At 61.5% G+C, this 21,673-nt stretch carries 25 protein-coding genes and 1 tRNA gene; 11 read left to right on the top strand and 15 right to left on the bottom strand.

The window, feature by feature from the left end; all coding sequences use genetic code 11:
* Positions 1–308 precede the first annotated feature (308 nt).
* Both abc-f and H281_RS0101340 read right to left on the bottom strand, forming a co-directional pair.
* Complete coding sequence (gene abc-f, locus H281_RS0101345; RefSeq protein WP_020065292.1) at positions 309–2,258, bottom strand: ribosomal protection-like ABC-F family protein; 1,950 nt, start codon at positions 2,256–2,258, stop codon at positions 309–311.
* 139 nt (positions 2,259–2,397) lie between these two features.
* A complete protein-coding gene (locus H281_RS0101340) occupies positions 2,398–2,799 on the bottom strand; it encodes a DUF4399 domain-containing protein (protein ID WP_020065291.1) in 402 nt (133 codons plus the stop codon).
* A gap of 218 nt (positions 2,800–3,017) precedes the next feature.
* Here H281_RS0101340 and H281_RS0101335 point away from each other — a divergent pair, with 218 nt between their 5' ends.
* Together H281_RS0101335 and H281_RS0101330 are read left to right on the top strand one after the other, a co-directional pair.
* Positions 3,018–3,209 (top strand): rubredoxin, encoded by a 192-nt coding sequence (locus tag H281_RS0101335; protein WP_020065290.1) that lies wholly within the window; start codon positions 3,018–3,020, stop codon positions 3,207–3,209.
* A gap of 365 nt (positions 3,210–3,574) precedes the next feature.
* Positions 3,575–3,649 (top strand) — tRNA-Arg (locus tag H281_RS0101330).
* A 58-nt stretch (positions 3,650–3,707) separates the two neighbouring features.
* Here the strand turns inward: H281_RS0101330 and H281_RS0101325 are convergent.
* The 4 genes from H281_RS0101325 to H281_RS0101310 form a co-directional block, all read right to left on the bottom strand.
* A complete protein-coding gene (locus H281_RS0101325) occupies positions 3,708–4,808 on the bottom strand; it encodes an acyltransferase family protein (protein ID WP_020065289.1) in 1,101 nt (366 codons plus the stop codon).
* Positions 4,809–4,875: 67 nt separating this feature from the next.
* Positions 4,876–5,580 (bottom strand): glutathione binding-like protein, encoded by a 705-nt coding sequence (locus H281_RS0101320; RefSeq protein ID WP_020065288.1) that lies wholly within the window; start codon positions 5,578–5,580, stop codon positions 4,876–4,878.
* Positions 5,581–5,738: 158 nt separating this feature from the next.
* Positions 5,739–5,960 (bottom strand): hypothetical protein, encoded by a 222-nt coding sequence (locus tag H281_RS0101315; RefSeq protein ID WP_027775606.1) that lies wholly within the window; start codon positions 5,958–5,960, stop codon positions 5,739–5,741.
* A gap of 226 nt (positions 5,961–6,186) precedes the next feature.
* Complete coding sequence (locus H281_RS0101310) at positions 6,187–6,378, bottom strand: CsbD family protein (protein ID WP_020065286.1); 192 nt, start codon at positions 6,376–6,378, stop codon at positions 6,187–6,189.
* Positions 6,379–6,579: 201 nt separating this feature from the next.
* Between H281_RS0101310 and H281_RS0101305 the strand changes: the two genes are divergently transcribed.
* Both H281_RS0101305 and dcm read left to right on the top strand, forming a co-directional pair.
* Positions 6,580–6,906, top strand: a complete 327-nt coding sequence (locus H281_RS0101305; RefSeq protein ID WP_020065285.1) for a hypothetical protein — start codon at positions 6,580–6,582, stop codon at positions 6,904–6,906.
* Between the two features lie 291 nt (positions 6,907–7,197).
* On the top strand, positions 7,198–8,472 hold the full coding sequence (gene dcm, locus H281_RS0101300) for a DNA (cytosine-5-)-methyltransferase (protein WP_020065284.1): 1,275 nt from the start codon (positions 7,198–7,200) through the stop codon (positions 8,470–8,472).
* Positions 8,473–8,630: 158 nt separating this feature from the next.
* Here the strand turns inward: dcm and H281_RS0101295 are convergent, their stop codons facing one another.
* Positions 8,631–9,326, bottom strand: a complete 696-nt coding sequence (locus tag H281_RS0101295) for an alpha/beta hydrolase (protein WP_020065283.1) — start codon at positions 9,324–9,326, stop codon at positions 8,631–8,633.
* Between the two features lie 159 nt (positions 9,327–9,485).
* On the bottom strand, positions 9,486–9,659 hold the full coding sequence (locus H281_RS0101290) for a hypothetical protein (protein ID WP_241077827.1): 174 nt from the start codon (positions 9,657–9,659) through the stop codon (positions 9,486–9,488).
* A 43-nt stretch (positions 9,660–9,702) separates the two neighbouring features.
* Here H281_RS0101290 and H281_RS34210 point away from each other — a divergent pair, with 43 nt between their 5' ends.
* On the top strand, positions 9,703–10,305 hold the full coding sequence (locus H281_RS34210; RefSeq protein WP_020065281.1) for a LysR substrate-binding domain-containing protein: 603 nt from the start codon (positions 9,703–9,705) through the stop codon (positions 10,303–10,305).
* A 77-nt stretch (positions 10,306–10,382) separates the two neighbouring features.
* Here the strand turns inward: H281_RS34210 and H281_RS0101280 are convergent, their stop codons facing one another.
* The gene (locus H281_RS0101280; protein ID WP_027804197.1) at positions 10,383–10,997 is read right to left on the bottom strand and encodes a hypothetical protein; all 615 of its coding nucleotides are present in this window, start codon (positions 10,995–10,997) and stop codon (positions 10,383–10,385) included.
* Between the two features lie 434 nt (positions 10,998–11,431).
* On the opposite strand from H281_RS0101280, the gene H281_RS0101275 reads away from it, so the two are divergent.
* The 5 genes from H281_RS0101275 (at position 11,432) to H281_RS0101255 (ending at position 15,187) form a co-directional block, all read left to right on the top strand.
* A complete protein-coding gene (locus tag H281_RS0101275; protein WP_020065279.1) occupies positions 11,432–11,701 on the top strand; it encodes a hypothetical protein in 270 nt (89 codons plus the stop codon).
* Positions 11,702–11,796: 95 nt separating this feature from the next.
* The gene (locus H281_RS0101270) at positions 11,797–12,228 is read left to right on the top strand and encodes a hypothetical protein (protein ID WP_020065278.1); all 432 of its coding nucleotides are present in this window, start codon (positions 11,797–11,799) and stop codon (positions 12,226–12,228) included.
* Between the two features lie 222 nt (positions 12,229–12,450).
* Complete coding sequence (locus H281_RS0101265; protein WP_027804196.1) at positions 12,451–12,897, top strand: very short patch repair endonuclease; 447 nt, start codon at positions 12,451–12,453, stop codon at positions 12,895–12,897.
* A gap of 159 nt (positions 12,898–13,056) precedes the next feature.
* The gene (locus tag H281_RS0101260; RefSeq protein ID WP_020065276.1) at positions 13,057–13,560 is read left to right on the top strand and encodes a YbhB/YbcL family Raf kinase inhibitor-like protein; all 504 of its coding nucleotides are present in this window, start codon (positions 13,057–13,059) and stop codon (positions 13,558–13,560) included.
* 178 nt (positions 13,561–13,738) lie between these two features.
* Complete coding sequence (locus tag H281_RS0101255; protein ID WP_020065275.1) at positions 13,739–15,187, top strand: MFS transporter; 1,449 nt, start codon at positions 13,739–13,741, stop codon at positions 15,185–15,187.
* A gap of 142 nt (positions 15,188–15,329) precedes the next feature.
* Here the strand turns inward: H281_RS0101255 and otsA are convergent, their stop codons facing one another.
* From otsA to H281_RS0101225, 6 genes are all read right to left on the bottom strand, one after another.
* Complete coding sequence (gene otsA, locus H281_RS0101250; protein WP_020065274.1) at positions 15,330–16,757, bottom strand: alpha,alpha-trehalose-phosphate synthase (UDP-forming); 1,428 nt, start codon at positions 16,755–16,757, stop codon at positions 15,330–15,332.
* 225 nt (positions 16,758–16,982) lie between these two features.
* Positions 16,983–17,258 carry a hypothetical protein gene (locus H281_RS37180; RefSeq protein WP_084690001.1) on the bottom strand — a complete coding sequence of 92 codons (276 nt, stop codon included), beginning with the start codon at positions 17,256–17,258 and terminating at the stop codon, positions 16,983–16,985.
* A 153-nt stretch (positions 17,259–17,411) separates the two neighbouring features.
* Positions 17,412–17,627, bottom strand: a complete 216-nt coding sequence (locus H281_RS0101240) for a hypothetical protein (protein ID WP_020065272.1) — start codon at positions 17,625–17,627, stop codon at positions 17,412–17,414.
* 91 nt (positions 17,628–17,718) lie between these two features.
* Complete coding sequence (locus H281_RS0101235) at positions 17,719–19,119, bottom strand: sigma-54-dependent transcriptional regulator (protein ID WP_020065271.1); 1,401 nt, start codon at positions 19,117–19,119, stop codon at positions 17,719–17,721.
* Between the two features lie 297 nt (positions 19,120–19,416).
* Positions 19,417–19,680, bottom strand: a complete 264-nt coding sequence (locus tag H281_RS0101230; protein ID WP_020065269.1) for a hypothetical protein — start codon at positions 19,678–19,680, stop codon at positions 19,417–19,419.
* 206 nt (positions 19,681–19,886) lie between these two features.
* Positions 19,887–20,204: a DUF883 family protein gene (locus H281_RS0101225; protein WP_020065268.1), complete on the bottom strand. Its 318-nt coding sequence runs from the start codon at positions 20,202–20,204 to the stop codon at positions 19,887–19,889.
* A 307-nt stretch (positions 20,205–20,511) separates the two neighbouring features.
* Here H281_RS0101225 and H281_RS0101220 point away from each other — a divergent pair, with 307 nt between their 5' ends.
* A complete protein-coding gene (locus tag H281_RS0101220; protein WP_020065267.1) occupies positions 20,512–21,570 on the top strand; it encodes a sigma-54 interaction domain-containing protein in 1,059 nt (352 codons plus the stop codon).
* Positions 21,571–21,673 lie beyond the last annotated feature (103 nt).

The raw sequence follows: 21,673 nt of genomic DNA, 5'->3' as shown, positions 1-21,673 counted from the left end.
GGTTAGGTGGGGTGCCCGCAGCGCGGGCAAACTGTTTTGCCGCAGGGCTTCCGCGCGCATTCCACGTGACGGCCACGCGGTTGTGTGCGCGGGCTCTTATCGACACGCAGGATAACGGCCCGACGCACGGCACTATTGCCGCGCATCGTTGCCGCCGGTGCGAACGCCGAGGGAAGCCTGTTCGCGGGGTATTTTACTGATTTCAAACCTGGCGGCAATTCACGGCTCAAGCGATCGGCCTTCCGGACAAGGCGTCGCCCATGCAAAAGCAAATGCGCCGACGACGCAACACGTCAGCGCTCGCCGCTTTATTTGCGGCGCTTTTCCAGTTCGTCCCAGCGCTCGAGCGCGAGCAGCAGTTCTTCGTCGATCGCGGCGTAGCGTTCGGAAAGGCGCTTGCCCTCCTGCGCGTCTTTCGCGAATATCGAGCCGTCTTCAAGCTGAGCACCAATGGCTTTCTGCTCCGCTTCAAGAGCGGCAATTTTCTCCGGCAACGCTTCCAGTTCGCGCTGTTCCTTGAACGACAACTTGGCCGCGCGTTGGGTGTTGCGGCCAGCGGGACTGTCCTTGGAAGCCGCGCTGTCTTTCGCGCTGTCTTTGGCCGCGTCCTTGTTCGCCTCTTTCTGCGCTTCCTGCGCCATTTGCTGCGAGCGCTGGCTCTGGATCTGCCAGTCTGTGAAGCCGCCTACGTATTCGCGCCACTTGCCCCCGCCTTCCGACGCGATCACCGACGTCGCGACGTTATCGAGAAACGCGCGGTCGTGGCTGACGAGCAGCACCGTGCCGTCGTAGTCGGTGAGCAGCTCTTCCAGCAGTTCGAGCGTGGGAATGTCGAGGTCGTTGGTGGGTTCGTCGAGCACCAGCACGTTGGCCGGCCGCGCGAAAAGACGTGCGAGCAGAAGACGGTTACGCTCGCCGCCCGACAACGATTTGACCGGCGAACGGGCGCGCTCCGGTGCGAACAGGAAGTCGCCCAGGTAGCTCATGACGTGCTTTTTCTGGCCGTTGACTTCCACCCACTCGCTGCCGGGGCTGATCGTATCGGCGAGACTTTTGTCCAGGTCCAGCTGCGCGCGCATCTGGTCGAAATAAGCCACTTGCAGATTGGTGCCGACGCGCACCGTGCCTTCGTCAGGCTGCAATTCGCCGAGGATGATCTTCAGCAGCGTGGTCTTGCCCGCGCCGTTCGGACCGACAAAGCCGATCTTGTCGCCGCGCATGACGGTCGCCGTGAAACTGTCGATCACGGTGCGCGACCCGTAGCGCTTCGTGACGTCCGTCAGTTCGGCGACGATCTTGCCCGACTTCTCGCCCTGGCCCACGTCGAGCTTGACGTTGCCTTGCACGTTGCGGCGTTCTGCGCGCTGGTTGCGCATTTCGACGAGCCGTGCGATCCGGCCGACGCTGCGCGTGCGGCGCGCCTCGACACCCTTGCGAATCCACACCTCTTCCTGCGCGAGGAGCTTGTCGGCCTTCTCGTTTTCAACGCGTTCAATTTCCAGCTGCTGTGCCTTGCGCGTCTGATAAGCCGAGAAATTGCCCGGATATGAAAGCAGACGCCCGCGATCCAGTTCGACGATGCGCGTCGCGACACGGTCGAGAAACGCCCGGTCGTGCGTGATGAAGAGCAGCGCCGCCCGCTGCGACACGAGCAGATCTTCGAGCCAGCGGATGCCGTCGAAATCCAGGTGGTTGGTCGGCTCGTCGAGCAGCAGTACGTCAGGCTGCACGACGAGCGCACGGGCGAGCGCCACGCGCTTTTGCATGCCGCCCGACAGCGAACCGACGCGCGCCTCGCCATTCAGGCCGATCTGCTGCAGCGTGGTGGCGACGCGCGTGCTCCAGTTCCAGGCGTCCGCCGCGTCCAGCGACGATTGCAGCGTGTTCATGCGTGCCATCAGCGCGTCGTGCTGTGCGCCTTCCGGTTCGTCCGCAAGCTGGTTGGCGACCGCGTCGTACTCGTCGAGCAGCGCGCGGGCGTGCGTGAGACCGGCGGCGACTGCATCGAACACCGTGTCGTCCGTATCGAACTCCGGCTCCTGAGGCACGTACACCGTGGTCAGATTCTGCTGGCGCGTGACGAGTCCGTCGTCGGGCTTGGCGAGTTCGGCGACGATTTTCAGCAACGACGACTTGCCCGCGCCATTGCGGCCGATCAGCCCGACGCGTTCGCCCGATTCGAGAGAGAAGTCCGCGTGATCGAGCAACGCGACGTGACCGAATGCCAGTTGGGCTCCGGTAATGGTGTAAAGCGACATGGAGAATTGGAGAAGACAGCGATGAGTCGGAACTGCTCATTGTACCGGGCGCGCGGGCTGGTGCCTGTAAGCCTGAAGACATAGGACGAATCACCGGGCCGCGCATGCCCGCCCTTGCCCCTTCGCAGGGGCGCCCCCATCACTTCACATGCACCGTGATCGTCTTGCTGAGGTCGGGGCCATAAGAACGATGCGCGCCGTCGCCAAATTGCAGCGTCAGCGCGTGATCGCCCGGCGGCAGTGTCAGATCCGTTTCGGTCTGCCCTTTGCCGAAGTGCAGCGATTTGTCGTTCGCGGGAATCACCTCGCCTTTGGGGAGCGGCTTGCCGTCCACCAGCAGATGATGATGGCCGGTGCCGTCCGTCATCGTGCCGGCCGGCGCGATCTTCATGCCCTCGACGCGGAACATCACGTGGACCGGATTGCTGACGCTCGCGCCGTCCGTCGGCTGCACGAACGACACGCTTGCAGCCTGCGCTGCACCCGACGCCGCCAGCAACGCGGCCAGTGCCGCGCCGCTCAACCATCTGCTTCTGAACATGGCTTCTCTCCTGGTTGGAAACATAAACCGCGTGGAAACGCCGAGCCGCTGCGAGTCCGAGGATACACGCTCTACGTGACACGCCCTCACGCAAGCCCTGCGCGGAACGTCGGTAACTCGGGGCATCGGACGAATTCCTGTAGTATTGCGGGTCGCCGCCATGCCCAAAAAAGGGGCAGACTGGGCGGATCATTGCATTGAAGAGAGATGAGTGCGTCGTGAGCGAAGTAACGGAAGTGACAGAATATAAAAGCTGGGTGTGTCTGATTTGCGGCTGGATCTACAACGAGGAAGAAGGTCTGCCCGAAGAAGGCATCGCCGCGGGCACCCGCTTCGCCGCGATTCCGGACGACTGGCGCTGCCCGCTGTGCGACGTCGGCAAAGCGGAATTCGCGGTGGTCGAATTTTGAGGCTGAGCGGCTTGGCTGTGGTGTGCCAGCCTTGACCGGCCGGACGTTGAGATAAGGCGTCGGTAGTTCGCGCGGCCCAGCAGGTCTTGCCTGCTGGGCCGCTTGTTTTTTGGGGCGGGCTCGGGGAGCGAGCCGGGTCTGATACTCTTCTTCGCCGGTGCGGTCGTCAGGCGAAACGTCGGCGATAGTGACGCGTCAGCGGGCTCCGATCGTGTATTGGCGGGCTTTGAAGGCGGCATTCGTTTCCAACGTTTTTGCTATACTCTTGCCCTCGCTTGCATAGCTGGACATGTGAGCCGCTGCCGCCGAATGTGGGCGCAGCGAGCAAAAATCAGGGGCCCGGTCCGCCCCGCAAAGTTATCCATCTCCCTGTAGTTCAATGGATAGAACAAGTGCCTCCTAAGCGCTAGATGCAGGTTCGATTCCTGCCAGGGGGACCAACCCGCCTCACAGCCTCGCACGGCCTTTCACATCTCTCACGCCGTCCCACGCAACGCCTCAGTTGCGCGCAGGCTCTGCCGTCGCACGAGTCCGCCTGATCAGGCGCTTGCCCATTCTGTTCATCGGTCCTTCGAGCCATTGGTACGAAGCGAGCCCGACGGCGACCGACGCCAGCACCACGACTACACAGACCAGATCGCCAGGCATACGATGCTGCCGGTCGAATATCTGCAGCAGCTTGACGCAGACCGGCACCGAAAAAACGTGCGTCAGATACAGCGAATAAGAAGAGTCGCCAACGAGTTTTAGCAACGCGTTCCAGCGCACCATGTTCTCCACCGACAACCCGGCCACAACTACGGCGAACGCAGGCAACCCAAAGACCAGAAAGCGGTTCGTTTCAGTAAGGGCCGGCGCGAACACTTTGCCGGCGGCCAGGATCGACACGACGATCGCTGCCGCCACTGCTATCGGCACCGCGCGTCCCGTCGCATAAACCCAGCCGACGAGAGTGCCAAATACAAACTCCATCACGATCGGGTTTGTATAAAACGAAAATGCGACTCCGCCTGTGTGAACGAAATGCAGCGCGGACATAACCGCCAGGAACGCCGCGACAGCCAGCAGCCGATAACGCGTTAAACACATCGAAACGGCGAACACGCCGTAAAACCACATCTCGTAGTTGAGCGTCCACCCGACGCCGACCACCGGCGCCGTCACGTGGATCCAGTTCAGCCAGGGGAAAAACAGATAGGAGGCCACCGCATGCCCGACATTCAGCGACGCGTTTCCGAATGCGCCCGGCACGACGAGAAGCAAGACAATGAAAAGCGACGTGAGCGCCCAATAAAGAGGAACAACGCGGGCAATGCGGGCAACGATGAATGCCTTTGCGGAAGCCGCGCCGGGCGGTTTGCCATGCGTAACCAGCACCATGACAAAGCCGGAAATGACGAAAAAGACATCGACGCCGATTTCACCGAAACGCGAAATCTGATGAAAGAAATGCGTCGCCCAGCCGTATGTGGCCACATTCCCTTCGGCATGAAATGCGACCACGCCCAACGCGGCCAACGCGCGCAAAGTCTGAATGGACCTGAACTGCCGTATGCCGCCCACACGGTCTGCAATACGGTCCGCCATGCGTTCTGCCATACGCTCCGCTATACGTTATCAAAACGACGCGCGGTCCGGCGCGGACCGCCGTCGTACCAACGAACGCCTACACCCGCTTCGGACTATCCAGTCCCCGAACAACAGCTGGACGCGCGACGAACGCGGCCAGGACGCGCTTCACGTTCGGAAAATCCTCTATGCCGACGAGTTCGCCCGCTTCGTAGAAACCGATCAGATTGCGCACCCACGGGAACGTCGCGATGTCCGCGATCGAATACTGATCGCCGAGAATCCACTCGCGCCCTTCGAGACGCTGCTCCAGCACGCCGAGCAGTCTTTTCGATTCGGCGACGTAGCGATCGCGCGGACGCTTGTCTTCGTATTCCTTGCCTGCGAATTTATGGAAGAAGCCAAGCTGGCCGAACATCGGGCCGATGCCGCCCATCTGAAACATGACCCACTGAATCGCCTCGTAGCGGCCGGCGGCGTCCTTTGGAATCAGCTGGCCGGTTTTGTCCGCGAGATAAATCAGGATCGCGCCGGACTCGAAGAGCGGCAGCGGTTTGCCGTCAGGTCCGTTGGGATCGATGATCGCGGGAATCTTGTTGTTGGGATTGACCGACAGAAATTCCGGTGTCATCTGATCGTTCGTGTCGAAGCGCACCAGATGCGGCTCGTAAGGCAAGCCGGTTTCTTCAAGCATGATCGACACTTTGACGCCGTTCGGCGTAGGCAACGAATACAGCTGAAGGCGGTCCGGATGCTCAGCAGGCCATTTCTTCGTGATCGGGAAAGCGGACAAATCTGTCATGTGATGGTGTAAACCCTGTGCGGAATGGCGGAAATCGCATTGAGCGGCAGAGATCGACGGGGCGACCGGCCTCGCCTGTGTCAATGCGGAGCGCCAAATATAAACCGAGTCGGCGCAACGGGTGCGGGACGCCGGCGAGTCCGCGATTCAGCTTGCGTTCACCACAAGTCCTTCGTCGCGCCGCCCGCGCTCAGGTCATAGCCTTCGCGCCACAGCGCGGCACCCACCGTCAACAGCAGCGCCCTGCGTTCGACGTCGAGTTGCTCCCACATCGACGCGAGCCAGGCTGCAAAGCTTGCGCAAGTCTCGTCCAGATCGACGGGCGCTTTGCCTTCCAGGTACTGCCGTTCGAACATCGAAAGCACTTTTTCCGGTGTCATTGTCGCGGCCTCCATGTTGGATGCAGCCAGTCTAAAGGCCCGACAGCCCGCAGCGCACGTTCGGCGCGCCAAAGCCGGGTTACTCCCAGGCCCGGCCGACGATGCAGCCGGAAACCGGACACGCCGACGGCAGCCCGGCGCGCCTCCTGCCGGCGACCCGAAATGACGCCGCCAATGAGAAAAAGGCGCCGAAGCGCCTTTTTCCCTACGACCGCATCAAGCCAGATTACGGGGTGTTGCGCTTGGCTTGGTCCTTCGCGTCTTCCTTTGCGTCGCCGTAGCTCTTCTGCACCTTGCCCGCGCCCTGCTGGAGATCGCCCTTCAGTTCCTTGGCGGGATTATCCGTCGCCTTACCCACGGCTTCGTTGATCTTTCCCTTGACCTGTTCGCCCACACCTTTTACCTGGTCCTTGTTCATGTTCGGCTCCACTTATTTGAATGCCGACGCGAAATTGCGCCAGTAACCTGATCGAGCAACGGCCATGCCTGAGGGCCGTTGCTGACCGCGTCGCAAAATGCGGTGCCGCGCGACGGGCTTTCCATCAAGCCCCCGGAAATTTTTTCATCAAAAGGCTAAAGTTTCCCTCCAGCCTGCCGTAATAGGTGCCATGGAGGAGCCATGGACCGCAAACCCATCACCCTGTCGGCATCATCGAAAGCCGGTTTGATCGACGGCGACATCACCCATATCGCGCGCGCGATGCGGTTGTCGTTGCAAGGCGACCTCGCTGGCCCTATTCTGCCCCCGACCTACTGGCGCGAGCGTCTTTACAAGTTGCTCGACACGGGCAGCCTGACGCACCCGCAGCTGTGCGCGGTGGACAGTCTTCTGTTGCAGCTCGACCAGTTCGAGGCCGAGCCGCCTCTGGCATGGGACGAACTCGCGCCCGCCACCGCTGCACTATTTCCACCTACGCACGAAACCGGCGCCGGACATCTCGCCTAGCGCGGCGGTCGCCCGCTGTTGTTGCTTCGGAGTTGCGCTGGTGCGGAACGAAGCGGGGAGCAGGCGCGAGATGTTGGTGTCGATATAAAAAAAGGCCGCGAACTATGCCGCGGCCTTAACACGTCGCAACGCAGGGACCTCGCGTCACGCTGCAAGCGTACACATCCAACTGTGACAAGCGCATTTCGCCGCTCAAGGCTCCGGCGGGACATATCGCGCCCCAAAATTCCTGGACAGGCGGTGATCGAACGGTCAAAATGTCCGCCAAAATTCCCAGCGAGAACAAGCGACATGACAATGGCCACCAGGCACGACCTGCTCCTACAAGCGCTGCAGGTCTACAGTCAGGCTGAAATCGCGGCGCGCTGCGGAAAAGACGTCAGAACCATTCGACGCTGGAAAACGGACCAAAGCTGTCCCCGCATCGCCGAAGCCGCTTTGCGTGAGATGCTGCATACCAATGCGCGAAATTCGCACCCCGAAAGCCGGGCGGATTTCCAGTTCATCGATCTTTTTGCGGGAATCGGCGGAATTCGACGCGGCTTCGAGGCGCACGGCGGTCAGTGCGTGTTCACAAGCGAATGGAACGAATTCTCCAAAAAGACGTACCAGCAGAACCACCAGGACGCCAGCCACGTACACCAGTTCGTCGGCGACATCGTGTCCTACGCGGAAGATTCGGTGCCGTCGCATGACCTGCTGCTGGCCGGCTTTCCTTGCCAGCCTTTCAGCATCGCAGGCGTAAGCAAGAAGAATTCGCTCGGCCGTCCGCACGGTTTCGAGTGCACGACGCAAGGCACGCTTTTCTACGATGTCGCGCGCATCATCGACGCTAAACGCCCGGCCGGTTTCGTGCTGGAAAACGTCAAGAACTTGCTCTCGCACGATAAAGGCAACACGTTCAGAACGATTCTCGACGTACTGCGCGACGAGCTGAAATATGACGTCCACTACAAAGTCATAGACGGGCAACACTTCACGCCGCAGCATCGCGAGCGGATCGTCATCGTAGGTTTTCGCGAGCCAACCCGGTTTTCTTTCGACGATCTGCGCGTACCGGCAACGGGGCCGCGTCTCGCGTCGATTCTGCACAAGACCGACGGCACCGAGCCGGTGTTGCCGCACGACGGCGAGCGTTTCTTCGACCACGTCGGCCGCAAGGTGCAGCCGAAGTACACGCTGACGCCGAATCTGTGGGCCTACCTGCAGGCTTACGCCGAGAAACATCGCGCGGCCGGAAACGGCTTCGGCTTCGGCCTCGTCACGCCGGGCAGCGTCACACGCACGCTGTCCGCGCGTTATCACAAGGACGGCTCTGAGATTCTTCTCGCGCAAGGCAACGGGGAGCGGCCCCGCCGTTTAACGCCGCGCGAATGCGCACGTCTGATGGGCTTTCCCGACGACTTCGTGATTCCCGTGAGCGATACGCAGGCATATCGCCAGTTCGGCAACAGCGTCGTAGTTCCGGTCATGCAGGAAGTGGCGCGCATCATGAGCCCGCATTTGAAAGAGCTTCTCGCGCGCGAGCGCGAACGTTCGCGGGAAACGTTGACTGCGTTTGCTTAGTTGCGTTGCTTCTTGCGTTGCTTGTTGCGTTGCTTCTTGCGTTGCTTGTTGCGTTGCTTGTTGCGTTGCTTAGTTGCGTCGTGTAATCACGACCAGTAAAGCGGGTCTGTCAATCCAATACGCAACAGATTCGACAGGCCCACCCATCGACGTTGCGATCACCTGGCCAGTTCTGTGGCCGCCTCATGAATCAATGCGGCGACCTCCACCGGTCGCGAAGCAAGCGACGCATGGCTTGCGGGCAGCGTGACTACCTTTCTTGCATTCATCCGGGCGGACATCATCTTCTGGTTGTCGGGGTGGATCATTCTGTCTTCACTCGAGATCTGGTACCAGGAGGGTTTGTTGGCCCACGCAGGCGAACTGATTCGGTCTCCGAACGTTCCGCCGAGCGGTGCTTTCTGCGTCACAGCCATGACGAGTCCCTCGTCGGAAGTAAGGTCCTGACAAAAGCTCTCATGGAACTTCCCGGCTTTAAGCCATAGATAGCCATCGCTGTCAGGTTCGAGATGCGGCGCAGCCTCGGGAACATGCTGCTCCGTAATGCCACCGGGGCTCTCCCCCTCGTCCGGCGCAAACGCCGCGATATACACGAGGCCAACGACGTCCGGGTGATTTCCTGCCTGTGTGATGACGGCGCCTCCATACGAATGTCCCACCAGCAAGACCGGTCCGTTCTGCTGAGCGATCATCTTGCGGGTACGCTCGACGTCATCGGCCAGCGACGTCAGTGGCAATTCCACAGCGCGGATCGACTGGTGACCCCTGCGCGCCAATTCGATGATGACCTTGCTCCAATGCGCAGCGCCGCCCCAAAAACCATGTACCAGCAAGATCAAAGGCTGATTGCTCATTTGCGTGACTCCATTCGAGTGATTTGATTTTTCGCCGGCCACGGCAGGTACGATCGACGCTTCGACACTCGTGACCGTGCTCCGATCGCCGCGGAAAGAGCGGGATCGATTGGATCATAGGTCCAGGAAATCACAACACCGAAAAAGTTTATGTGGTGGTTACCCGCATACCGCGGATAGCGCAATCGTGTCCAAATGCGCTTGCAGGATTTCGATGAAATGCCGCGCGAGCAACGAAGGCGCGGTGTGCGCAGGCATTGCCATGCTCACGGCTACGTCGATTGCCGGCGTCAGCGGCTTGACCAGCAATTGACCTGCGAATGTACTCGCCACATACTGTTTTCTTCCGGAAATATTCATCCAGTTCCGCAAGAGAATGCCGAATGTCCAACTGGAGATGTTCGAAGGGCTTATGTCGATTGCGAATCCCCGTTTGCGCGACGGGAGCGTCGAGCTATTCGTGGGACGGCAGGCGCCGGACATCGCCAATACGGAATTCAATTTCCGCCCGCTCTTTTCTTGCGGCCTGGCCGTTGTCGCGCGGCAGGGCCACCCGCTTGCGCAGTCGCGCTCTCTTGCCGACCTCATTGATGCCGACTGGCTCGTCTCGCTCGACTCGGACATGGAGTGCCGTCTCTCGAAGAAGATGTTCTATCGCAATGGCTTGCCGGAACCACGTAACGTCCACTTCACCCATTCATTGACAGTGGCCGCATCAGTACTGCAAAGAACCGATGCAGTTTCTATCTTTCCGTGGCCGCTCGGAGAGATTTGCGTGACGCGCTACAAGTTCTGCGCTTTTCCGCTGAGAGAAGAACTTGCCGACACGTCGGTCGGCATCGTCTCGCGCAACGGGAATCCTCTCAGCGCGGCGGCGAATTGCCTCGTCGACATACTGCTGGAAACGATCCGCGACAGCGACAAGGCAGGAACGGCAGAAGCGAAGCGGGTTCTGCAATCGACGGAACTGCTTTTCTAGCACGCTGACAGTTAAGTCGTGCCGGCGTGTAGGTACTGCTGCGAACGGCAGTACCTACACGCCGGCTGTTCATAGGATCAACGAATTGGTTTGCCGTCGCGCGTGATCAGAATCGCTGTTTCTGCATGATATTTCGCGTGCACGCTGTCACCAACGGCAATCTTATCGAGAGGTACGTCAGGCGCTATCTGCAACAGCATGCTGCGCGTGGGGCCACGCAATACGATCTGCCGATTCTTACGATCCAAACGCTGCACGGTTGCGACAATGTCGACGTTGCGAAGCTTGACGGACATACCGTGAGATATCGGCGTCGCCGTCTCTTCCTCGACGCGCGAACGGACGCCCTTCGTCTCTAACTTTTCCGCCGACAGCAGCAATGCGCCTGAGTACTCGACGTGAACTTCGTCGCCTACCTTGAGCAGTCTCACGTCCGCAACCTCGGGATCGACTTCCACGACCACCGTTTCTCCGCGCGCTCCCTGGACCGTGATGCGACTCGTCTGCACATCGACATTGATGATACGGCTGGTAAGCCGGGCCATCGCATCTGCACCCACCGCACTGGCCGCAGTGGCTGGCGCAGGCGCACGCGTCACTTGTGCGTGGGCCGCTAGTGGGTGACTCAGCAATATGGCCGTAGCAAAGGCGAGGTTCAGCATACCCGGCGATCGTAGTGTGAGTGCACGCATGTCTTGCTCCTGTTCCTGATTATTAAGTGTGGCCAAAGTCTCGTGACAACTCGCAGCGTTTGAACGATTCGGTCATTCGATCGGTGTCAGTAGCGAACGTATCGCGAGCCGATAGGGACTGTGAAGAAGCGCGATCGTGAACGCGTTAATCGCCTGCGAACAGCATGCGCAAATGGCGTAGGAACTTCAGGGGACACGGGTGCGGGACGGATACATAGCACCGGCGGAACGCGATGTGTTTGCATCGCGCTTAATGAGTTCGTGTTCGGTTTTCCTTTACACGTACGTCATTTCCGTTCTTTCCGCTCACTGTCGCTTGCATTAACTTCTCATCACGTTGCAGCGAGTAACGAACCCCGAGCCTCCACTTTCAAGGTCTGAGTGGTGGACTTTCGCGGCCGCTTAACGCGGCCGTTTTTTTCGCAGGAGCGTCTATGAAGAAACTCGTTTCCACTGTGTTGTTCTGCCTGTTCAGCGCCGCATCTACATGCAGGGCACAGACCGAAACGGAAAAACCGTCAGCGGGCACAAACGACCAGATCGTCCAGATGCATCAGCAGATCTCCGCGGCCAATCGCACCTATGACGCAAAGGTGGCAGCAGAGAAACGCGTCTATCTGCGGCAGAAAGCAGCCGCAGGCAAAAAGCGCGACGCGTCCATCGCCGCGGCGCGCGACGGTGTTCCCTCATCTGGAACGCAGTAAGCGGTTGCATTGAAGCGGCCGGAAAACGCATGTTCCGGCTCGCGATGTGAAGACGATCCAGCACTGGTAAAACAGGAAGAAGAGAGGCGTCGAACATGAAAAGAGACCATACCGCGCGAGCGTCGTCGCGCGACAACTATCAAGAGCCGGACGCGTGCACCGTCGTCGCTTCGGATAACGAAGCGGAGAAGAACAAGGAGGCGGCAAAGCGCAAGAGGCTGAGTGCGTCGAACCTCGACGCCATCATGACGCCGGGAGTCCGATACACCTGCGTCGCGCTCGCGAACCAGTTGAACAGCAGTACGCGGCAAGTGAAGGCTTCGCTGAGCCAGTTAGTCAGCGCCGGCACGATTCGCCACGTGCAGGAAGACCGCATCGGCAGATACTGGGTTCCCACCAAGGAAGAGAGGCGCGAGTTCGAGCAAGGGCGTCGTGAACGCAGAAGGCCGCTTGGCCATATGCTCGAAGGTTACGACTCCGAGTTGCGCCGGATACAAAGTCTCTGCATGCTCGTGCGCCGATCGTGATCGTGACGACAGCCGTTTTTGCGTAAACTGGCAAATGCCGGCATCCGCCGGCTTGCTTGCGCGCATCGGATTAATCTGCCGGCGACGCCCGATGTGGCGCGCATCGTGCTCCCGCGTATGCAATCGCTGCTTACCGAGGAGCCATCGAATGAGTCGACAGAAGTCCCTTCCTCACACGCCGACGCACTGCGGCCGCGCGCGGTGCGGCTTCGAAAGCTAGCAATGGTCGATATCGTCGATAGCGCGACCCGCAGCCGCATGATGTCCGGCATTCGCGGGCGCAACACCAAGCCCGAAGTTCTGATCCGCAGCCTGCTGCATCGGCAGGGCTTTCGCTTTCGTCTCGATGCGCGCGATCTGCCGGGACGTCCCGACATCGTGCTGCCCCGTTACCGCGCCGTCGTGCTCGTACACGGCTGCTTCTGGCATGGCCACGACTGTCATCTTTTCAAATGGCCGCAGACGCGCCCCGAGTTCTGGCGCGAGAAGATTGGCCGTAATCGCAGCAACGACGACAAGGTGCGCGCCGCGTTGCTCGCCGGCGGCTGGCGCGTCGCGGTCGTATGGGAATGCGCTTTGCGTGGCGCCAACCGCGATATAGAAGGGGTGCTGACGCGGCTCGTCGAATGGCTGAAAAGCGATGCGCCGAGCTTCGAGGAGCGCGCGTAGCACGTTACACCGGGCGTTGCGGCGAGCGAACCGAAAGCACGCGGTGATACACTCAATCGGCTTACCCGAAGCGACGCTCGGCCGTCCGGCATGACGTCGGCGCGGCGCTGAAACCGTTCGCTTCGGCCATCGAAAACCCGTCAAGAAGGGAGGCACATAATGGCTGATTTCCGTCTCTGGTCCGACGATTTCTCCAACAACGGCTTCATGCCGAAGGCACACGAATACAGCGACAAAGCCTTTGGCGTCGATGGAGAAAACATCTCGCCCGCGCTGCAGTGGGAAGGCGCGCCGGCCGACACGCAGAGCTTCGCGCTCACCGTGCACGATCCCGACGCGCCGACTGGCAGCGGGTTCTGGCACTGGGTGGTGGTGAACATTCCCGCCGACGTGCGTTCGTTGCCGCGCAACGCCGGAAAGGCCGACGGCTCGCTGCTGCCGCAAGGCGCGCTGCAGGTGCGCAACGACTACGGCACGGTCGGCTTCGGCGGTGCTGCGCCTCCGCGCGGCGACAAGACACATCGCTACATCTTCCGCCTGCATGCGCTGAGCGTGCCGCATCTGCCGATCAATGCAGAAACCACCAATGCGGTCGCGCGTTTCATGACGCATATGAACGAGATCGACTCGACGACTCACACCGGCCTCTACGAACTCAAATAACGGCAAGCTTGCGATGCCGCGCCGCCCGAGCGCGGCGCGCATGTGACATGGGCGATGCCGGCGCGCTCATCCGTTGCGCGCCGGCATCGCCGCGTCCCGCGAACCGTTTTGCAACGGCGCGCGATACCCACGGCTCGCTGTCCGACCGGCGGTTTGTCCAAGGCACATTCAACAACCGATGCACGCACAACCATCGCGCAATAGCGGCGCAGTACCGCCCGACGCAGAGCAGACAGGCGCGGCCGACAGCGCCGCGGCGTCCAACCCCGAACACGGCCTGCCGACGCCGCAACGCTATTGGGCGATGCTGGTCATTGCGCTCGCCCTCACGCTGGCAGTACTGGACAGCGCCATTGCCAATGTCGCGTTGCCCACTATCGCGCGAAACCTCCGGGCGAGTGCGGCCGGCTCCATCTGGGTCGTCAACGCGTATCAGCTTGCCATCACCATTTCGCTGCTGCCGCTGGCGTCGCTTGGCGACCGCATCGGCTATCGGCGCATTTATCTTGGCGGCCTGATTCTGTTCACGATCGCGTCTTTCGGCTGCGCGCTCTCCACGTCGCTGTCGACGCTCGCGATTGCACGCGTCGTGCAGGGCTTCGGCGCGGCGGGTGTCATGAGCGTGAACACGGCGCTCGTCCGCATGATCTACCCGCCGACGCAACTCGGGCGCGGCGTCGCAATCAATGCGATGGTGGTCGCCGTGTCCTCGGCTGTAGGACCCACCGTGGCCTCGGGGGTGCTCGCCGTGGCCTCGTGGCCGTGGCTCTTCGCGATCAATGTGCCGATCGGCATCGCGGCGATCGTGGGCGGCTTCAAGGCTTTGCCGATGAACCGCGGCCACGATTCGCCATACGACCTGTTGAGCGCGGTCATGAACGCGTTCGTATTCGGCCTGCTGATTTTCGCAGTCGATGGTCTCGGGCACGGCGAACGGCTCGGCTACGTCGCCGTGGAATTCATCGGCGCGGTGGTGATCGGCTACTTCTTCGTGCGTCGTCAATTGAGCCGGCCGGCGCCGCTGCTGCCGATCGATTTGCTGAGGATTCCGATCTTCGCGCTGTCGATCGGCACCTCGGTCTGTTCGTTTTGCGCGCAGATGCTCGCTTTCGTGTCGCTGCCTTTCATGCTGCAGGACACGCTCGGTTTCTCGCAGGTCGATACCGGTCTCCTGATGACGCCATGGCCCGCGGTCATCATCGTCGCTGCGCCGATTGCCGGCGTGCTGTCGGACAAGGTGTCGTCAGGCTGGCTGGGCGGCGTCGGACTGGCCACCATGACCGTCGGACTGCTGCTGCTCGCCACGCTCGGAGCGCATCCCGAGCCGGTGCAGATCGCATGGCGCATGGCGTTGTGCGGCGCCGGTTTCGGTATCTTCCAGTCGCCTAACAACCGCACGATGCTGTCATCGGCGCCGCGTGAGCGCAGCGGCGGCGCAAGCGGCATGCTGGGCACCGCGCGCCTGACCGGGCAGACGCTCGGCGCCGCGCTTGTCGCATTGATTTTCGGAGTGGCGCCGCACAACGGGCCAGTCCTCGCGCTGTATGTGGCCGCAGGGTTTTCCGCGGTGGCAGCGGTGGTCAGCACCCTGCGCGTAACGCAACAGGCGAAGGCGCGGCCGGCCTGATCAACATTTTTTGTGAACTCAACGCAAAAAGGGCGCGGATCGTTGCAAACGATCCGCGCCCTTCTCTTTCTTGTCTTCGACAACCTCGCTCAGACGTGACGAGCGCGCGCGGCTCCGCGAGAGCCGCGCTGCCGCAAAATTCCTATGACGACGCCGTCACGTCAGCGAGCTTTACCGCTTTGGCCGTCACGGAAGACGCCGTAGCGACGTTGCGCAAATCGCCGAGGAAGGTATCGCGCCACACGGACAGGTTGTTCTCGCGCATCGGCGCCATCATGTCCGCATGGCGGGCCTGACGTTCGGCGAGCGGCATCGAAAGTGCACGTTCCAGCGCTTCGGCCATCTGCGAGAGATCGAACGGATTGACAACCAGAGCACCCGGCAGTTGCTCGGCCGCGCCGGCGAATTGCGAGAGCACCAGCACGCCCGGATCGGCCGGATCTTGCGACGCGACATATTCCTTGGCGACCAGGTTCATGCCGTCGCGCAGCGGCGTCACGTAGCCGACCTGCGATTGACGGAAAAGCGCCATCAGCAGATTGCGTTCGTACTTGCGGTTCAGGTACTGGATCGGCGTCCAGTCGAGTTGCGCAAAGCGGCCGTTGATACGCCCCGCCTCGCCTTCCAGCGTCTGACGAATCCGCTGATAGGTCTGAACGTCCGCGCGCGTCGGCGGTGCGATCTGCACGAGCGACACACGCCCGTGCCATCCCGGCGCATTCAGCAGCAGGCGCTCGAACGCCTGGAAGCGTTCGACCAGACCCTTCGAATAATCGAGGCGATCGACGCTCATGATCAGCTTGCGGCCGCGCATGCCGTCGCGCAGGCTACGCACCGGCTTGCGGTCGGTGAACTGCTCGGCGGCCTTGGCGATCGCGTCCGGATAGATACCGATCGGATACGCACCCACCTTGAGGAAACGGTTGTAGGCGTGAACCATGCCGTCTTCACTCGACGTGCCATGATGGCCACGCTCGATGAAATCGACGAACGACTGGCGATCCGCCTCCGTCTGAAAGCCGATCACGTCGTAGCTGCACATCGCCTTCACGAGTTCTTCATGCGGCGGGATCGTGCGTAACACCTCGGGGACCGGAAACGGAATGTGCAGGAAGAAGCCAATCGGGTTCTTCACGCCGAGGTCGCGCAGGCAGCGCGCAAACGGCAGCAAGTGGTAGTCGTGAACCCAGATAATGTCGTCGGGCCTCAGGAGCTCCTTGAGCTGCTTGGCGAGCGTCGCATTGACGCGCTGATAGCCTGCATATTCCTGTCGATCGTAACGCGACAGGTCATTGCGATAGTGAAACGTCGGCCACAGCGTCGCATTCGAAAAGCCGCGGTAATACTGGTCGTAGTCACGCTTGGTCAGGCCAACGGTCGCATAGGTCACGTTGCCTTGTTTCTCAATCAGCGGCGGGGACGGCTCGCTCACCGTCTCACCGCTCCAGCCAAACCAGACTCCGCCGGTTTCCTTCAACGCATCCAGCACGCCGATCGCCAGGCCGCCCGCTGCGGGCCGCCCTTCCTGGGTCGGCGCAACACGATTCGATACCACGATCAGTCTGCTCATTGGTGCTCCACCTAGTTCAGTTGTTTCGTTGCATACGGACATGTGCCAGAAAGGTGCATGCAAGTCGCGTGCCGTTTTTGCGGAAGCGGAGGACAAAAAATGTATGCAAATGTGACGGGCGAGCAAAAACCCGCAGCACGGGACCGCCGCGAAGAACTTCCTTCCGTTTCCTACGACGAACCGGCGAACGCCGTTCTCGCGTGATTAGTTGCTGGGCAGAGAGCCTCACGCGTCCTGCTCGGAGCCCAAGTCGCGCTGGTAGTCGAGGCCTTCCGGGCGGACGCCGCCCTGGTTGTATTCCCCGTCAGGTGGTGCGTGCGGAGCGACGCGATTCTGCGCGGACGGATCGTGGTGAGGCGCCTGAGGGGCGGGTGCGGCCGATGAATCAGGCGCGGGCGCGGGGGGCGACTCGGTAGAAAGCGGCGGACCATTCCTGGTCGCCGGGGGACGGCCGTCGCGCTTGGAGTGACGCGCCGAACGCCGCAGTGCTGGATGTCTCATGGTCGATGCCTCCGGGCAAAGCCGCGCCGCCCAGGCAGTGGCGGCATCTACAAGTCTCGGAACGACGCCGTAACTGCCGGTAAAACGTGCGCCGCATTTGTAACATGTACACAAGTTTGCGGCGCGTGGCTAGGGCGCAACCCGCTCGCCATGTCAGAGTTGCAGAGAGATTGGCGGGCGCTGACTGGCTTGGGGAGTTTGCGTGGGCTGCGGCGGCGGATCGCCGATCGGCGGCTCGACCGGTTCGATCGGCTGCGGACTCGGGTCGGGCACAGTGTCGGGCTCGCCCGGCGTCGGCGGCTCGATCGGCTCCGGACGATGTGCATGCTTTTGAAGCGACGACGCGGGAGCGGCAACGTGTTCCGGCATGTCAGTGATCCTCGTTATGCGTTCTACCGAAACGCAGCAAGGGTTGTGCCGTTACCGAAGCGCTCCCGGCCAAAGCGGGGGCGACTGAACGCTAAGCGTCCGCGCCGCCCAGCGCGCGCGATTCGTCGGCGGAATCGCCTTCTTCACGCGCGTCATTGCCGTATTCCACGAGGCGGTTATACAGCGTCTTCAGGCTGATGCCGAGAATCTCGGCCGCGCGCGTCTTCACGCCGCCGCACTGCTCGAGCGTGGCCAGAATCAGCTGACGATCCGCTTCTGCGAGCGACGTGCCGAACGGGATGGTGATCGCCGTACCGGCCGCCGGCTTCGACAGCGTGATCTGCAGCGGCACGGTGGCCGTGCTGTCCGAATCCGTGCCCGACATGATGTGCGCGCGCTGCACGTAGTTCTTCAGTTCGCGCACGTTGCCTGGCCACGGGTACGACAACAACATCTCCTTCACCGCGGGCGGGAAATGTTTGCGCGTGCCGTGACGTTCGTTGAGTTCGTCGAGAAACGCCTGGGCCAGCAACTCCACGTCTTTGCCCCGGTCGCGCAGCGGCGGCAAGCTGATCGGGAATACGTTCAGCCGGTGGTAAAGGTCCAGCCGCAGCTTGCCTTCCAGCACCGCCTGCTCCGGATCGCGGTTGGTCGCGGCGATCAGGCGCACGTCCGTTTCGATTTCCTTTGTCGTGCCCACGCGCATGAACATGCCCGTTTCGAGCACGCGCAAAAGCTTGACCTGCAGCTCGATCGGCATTTCCGTGATTTCGTCGAGGAACAGCGTGCCGCCGTTCGCGCGCTCGAAATAGCCCTTGTGCTGACGGTCGGCGCCGGTGAACGAGCCGCGCTCGTGACCGAACATTTCCGATTCGATCAGATTCGGCGAGATCGCGCCGCAGTTCACGGCGAGAAACGCATGCTTGCGACGCAAGCTCAGTTCGTGCAGCGTCTGCGCGGCCACTTCCTTGCCGGTGCCCGATTCGCCGACCAGCATGACCGAAGCCGCCGTGGGCGCAACGCGGCCGATCTGGTCGTAGACCTCCTGCATCGCCGGCGAATTGCCGAGCATCAAACCAAAGCGGCCCATGCGGCGCAATTCGCCGCGCAGAGTGCCGATTTCCGCCTTCAGGTCGCCGGCACGCGGCAGGCGCGAAAGAATCGCCTTCACGCGCTGCATGTTGATCGGTTTGACCAGGTAGTCGGTGGCGCCCATTTTCAGCGCGTTCACCGCCGACTCCACCGTGGCGTGGCCGGTGATCACGATCACTTCCACGCCGGAGCGCGGATCGAGATCTTCGAACAAGTCGACCCCGCTGCCATCCGGCAGCTTCAGGTCGGTAAAGACAACATCCGGCATTTGCCGGACGAGTTGAATGCGCGCTTCGCGCAAATCGCCCGCGGTGGCGGTGGTCAATCCGTCTTCCCCGATGATGGCGGAAAGCGCCTCGCGGGTACCTGCGTCGTCATCGACAATCAGTACATGTGGCATCGCGTCTCGAAAGCCTGCAAGCGTGGGAGAAGAGCATGCGGCGGGGCATGCTAAAAAGGGCGACGACCCTCGCGCGGGCGGCGGCGAATGCGACTCGATGTGAGCGCACGCCAACCTGCATCAAGCAAGGGACCGCCGATTTCATTCAATACTGCAACAATACACGCAGAAAGCAGGACGTGATCGGCACTATTGTTCTGTATTTACCTATTATACGGCTTTACTGAGACAAATTAACAGTACCGCCAAGGCGCCGCATCCCAGGGATTTCATGCGGCGCCCTGGCGAAAAGCAAGCTTAACTGCTGTGCGGGAACGGCCACGCGTCGGGATGTGCGGAGCCGTTTGCTCCATGGGCGCCGGGGCCCGTGCTCGCCGTCAGAGCCGCGCCGGGCGCGGACGACGACGACGGCGCGGTAACGGCGCCGCCCTCGCCTTCCCAACGGTGCAACTCACGTCCTGTTGCTCCCTGCGCGGCACGGTTTCGCTGGACATAGCGGACCGCGAGGAAGCCGCCGAGCGCCATCAGCGCGCCGAAGATACCAATTTTGGGTCGAGCCATCGTGAACTCCTTGTGGTCGTTGAATGGAGAAAGGTGGCGGCGGCGCATCGGCCGCCGGTCACCGTCGATAAATCGCGAGGCGTGGGCCGGGATCAAGGCGTGGCAGTTTCGCTCTGCGCAGGTCCCAGCGAGCGCGCAGCGGGGACCTGGCCATGACCAGCGGTATTGAGCTGAAATTCAGTCAATCATCAGCTGATAGCCGATCGTCACCGTGCAGTCAGGACGCCCAGTACAAAGCCCACGCCGGCTGCAATGGCGACCGAGCTCCACGGGTTTTGCCGCACGTAACGTTCCGTGTTGACGGTCGCCGAGCGATAGCGGCGCTGAGCGTTATCCTGCGCATCGCCGAGTGCGGATTGCAGCGTTTCCACATGGGTGCCCAGTTTCTGGCGCAATGCGCCTACGCCCTCGCCCGGCACATTGGCAGCGAGTCGCAGCATTTCTTCCGAGTCTTTGAGCAGCACCCGCAGATCCTCGACGATCTTCTGGCCGCCGAGTGCAAGCTGTTGCGTCGTGTCAGTCATCGTTTCACTCCTCGTCTAGGGTCAGCGTTCGCGCGCCGCGTTGCTAGCGGCGAAAGCGCACGCGTGTCGGGAGGAAGGCGCAAACCCTGTGCCCGGTAACTTTAGCGAACACGCCTACAGGCAGCATTCACCCTTGGCACTTTCGACCGACTTGCGGCCACAGTTCATCGATAGCTGACACATAGATTGCAGGAAGCGCCGTCGAAGTGGTTAAATCGACTTTTGTGAGATACGACTTCAAGAGCTGTCTCGTTCCCAGGCCTGCGCGCCGCAACAACGAACTCATTTGCACAGGACTTCCCCGTTTATGGCGTCAATCGATGTGGACTCGCCCACTGTGTCCGCTGGCGGCAGCGCTTCCGCTCAGGCGAAGCAGCGCGTCACGGACGGCATCGCGGGACTGAAATCGTACGGCCTGCTTTACGGCTCGTCGCCGGTGATGCTCGACTTGTACGAGCAGATCGAGCGCGTCGCGAGCACCGACGCAACCGCGCTGATCATCGGCGAATCGGGCACCGGCAAGGAGCTGATCGCCCGCACGATTCACGATCAAAGCAGCCGCAAGGACGCGCCCTTCGTCGCCGTCAATTGCGGTGCGATTCCCGACGAACTGATCGAGGCCGAACTTTTCGGCCATGAAAAAGGCAGCTTCACCGGCGCCGTTCAAGGGCGCATCGGCTACTTCGAGCATGCGAACGGCGGCACGCTGTTCCTCGACGAAGTCACCGAAATGGCGCCCGTGCGTCAGGTGAAACTTTTGCGCGCGCTCGAAACCGGCACGTTTTATCGGGTGGGCGGCAATGAGCTGATCAGCGGCAACGTGCGCGTGATCGCCGCCACCAATCGCGACCCGGCCGTGGCCGTCAAGGAAAACGGCCTGCGTGAAGACCTGATGTACCGTCTGGCGGTTTTCCCGTTGCGCGCGCCGCCGCTGCGCGAGCGCGAGAACGACCGCGAACTGCTCGCCCAGCACTTTCTCGCGCAACTCAATCAGCAGGAAGGCACCAGCAAGAGCTTCAGCAAGCGCTCGATCGAAACGCTGCGCACATGGTCGTGGCCGGGCAACGTGCGCGAGTTGAAGAACGCGGTGTACCGCGCGTTTATCCTCGCCGAGAAAACGGTCGAGTTGCCGCATCCGCATCTTGCGTCGAAGGTGAAGCGGCCAGTCACGCAAGGCGACGCGATGAGCGTATGGATCGGCACGCCACTCGCCGACGCTCAGAAGCAGATCATTCTCGGCACGCTGAAGTACTGCGGCGGCGACAAGCGGCGCGCGGCAAAAGCGCTTGGAGTAAGCCTGAAGACGCTTTATAACCGCCTGAGCGCGTACGGCGACGAAGGCGCGGAAGAAGATACCGAACATTAACCGCGTCTGCTCAGAACTTCCTCCCGCAATCAGTTCGCACCACCAATCAAACCGGCCTGTCATTGAACAGAATCCGGTTTGACCCGCACCATCTTTTGCAATT

Origin of the sequence: Paraburkholderia caledonica (genome assembly GCF_000383275.1) — a bacterium.
GTDB classification, from domain to species: Bacteria; Pseudomonadota; Gammaproteobacteria; order Burkholderiales; family Burkholderiaceae; genus Paraburkholderia; species Paraburkholderia caledonica.
The sequence above is the reverse complement of the archived record's forward strand: the minus strand, read 5'-3'. Positions and strand labels throughout refer to the sequence as shown.

Bases quoted from the DNA above. Each gene is read 5' to 3' on its own strand.
- H281_RS0101320 (WP_020065288.1), bottom strand. From the start codon at position 5,580: ATGACAGATTTGTCCGCTTTCCCGATCACGAAGAAATGGCCTGCTGAG.
- H281_RS0101305 (WP_020065285.1), top strand. From the start codon at position 6,580: ATGGACCGCAAACCCATCACCCTGTCGGCATCATCGAAAGCCGGTTTG.
- H281_RS0101280 (WP_027804197.1), bottom strand. From the start codon at position 10,997: ATGCGTGCACTCACACTACGATCGCCGGGTATGCTGAACCTCGCCTTT.
- H281_RS0101240 (WP_020065272.1), bottom strand. From the start codon at position 17,627: ATGCCGGAACACGTTGCCGCTCCCGCGTCGTCGCTTCAAAAGCATGCA.
- H281_RS0101260 (WP_020065276.1), top strand. From the start codon at position 13,057: ATGGCTGATTTCCGTCTCTGGTCCGACGATTTCTCCAACAACGGCTTC.
- H281_RS0101235 (WP_020065271.1), bottom strand. From the start codon at position 19,119: ATGCCACATGTACTGATTGTCGATGACGACGCAGGTACCCGCGAGGCG.
- H281_RS0101275 (WP_020065279.1), top strand. From the start codon at position 11,432: ATGAAGAAACTCGTTTCCACTGTGTTGTTCTGCCTGTTCAGCGCCGCA.
- H281_RS0101230 (WP_020065269.1), bottom strand. From the start codon at position 19,680: ATGGCTCGACCCAAAATTGGTATCTTCGGCGCGCTGATGGCGCTCGGC.
- H281_RS37180 (WP_084690001.1), bottom strand. From the start codon at position 17,258: ATGAGACATCCAGCACTGCGGCGTTCGGCGCGTCACTCCAAGCGCGAC.
- H281_RS0101315 (WP_027775606.1), bottom strand. From the start codon at position 5,960: ATGACACCGGAAAAAGTGCTTTCGATGTTCGAACGGCAGTACCTGGAA.
- H281_RS0101270 (WP_020065278.1), top strand. From the start codon at position 11,797: ATGAAAAGAGACCATACCGCGCGAGCGTCGTCGCGCGACAACTATCAA.
- H281_RS0101255 (WP_020065275.1), top strand. From the start codon at position 13,739: ATGCACGCACAACCATCGCGCAATAGCGGCGCAGTACCGCCCGACGCA.
- H281_RS0101220 (WP_020065267.1), top strand. From the start codon at position 20,512: ATGGCGTCAATCGATGTGGACTCGCCCACTGTGTCCGCTGGCGGCAGC.
- H281_RS34210 (WP_020065281.1), top strand. From the start codon at position 9,703: ATGCCGAATGTCCAACTGGAGATGTTCGAAGGGCTTATGTCGATTGCG.
- otsA (WP_020065274.1), bottom strand. From the start codon at position 16,757: ATGAGCAGACTGATCGTGGTATCGAATCGTGTTGCGCCGACCCAGGAA.
- dcm (WP_020065284.1), top strand. From the start codon at position 7,198: ATGACAATGGCCACCAGGCACGACCTGCTCCTACAAGCGCTGCAGGTC.
- H281_RS0101295 (WP_020065283.1), bottom strand. From the start codon at position 9,326: ATGAGCAATCAGCCTTTGATCTTGCTGGTACATGGTTTTTGGGGCGGC.
- H281_RS0101265 (WP_027804196.1), top strand. From the start codon at position 12,451: ATGGTCGATATCGTCGATAGCGCGACCCGCAGCCGCATGATGTCCGGC.
- H281_RS0101310 (WP_020065286.1), bottom strand. From the start codon at position 6,378: ATGAACAAGGACCAGGTAAAAGGTGTGGGCGAACAGGTCAAGGGAAAG.
- H281_RS0101340 (WP_020065291.1), bottom strand. From the start codon at position 2,799: ATGTTCAGAAGCAGATGGTTGAGCGGCGCGGCACTGGCCGCGTTGCTG.
- H281_RS0101225 (WP_020065268.1), bottom strand. From the start codon at position 20,204: ATGACTGACACGACGCAACAGCTTGCACTCGGCGGCCAGAAGATCGTC.
- H281_RS0101325 (WP_020065289.1), bottom strand. From the start codon at position 4,808: ATGGCAGAACGCATGGCGGACCGTATTGCAGACCGTGTGGGCGGCATA.
- abc-f (WP_020065292.1), bottom strand. From the start codon at position 2,258: ATGTCGCTTTACACCATTACCGGAGCCCAACTGGCATTCGGTCACGTC.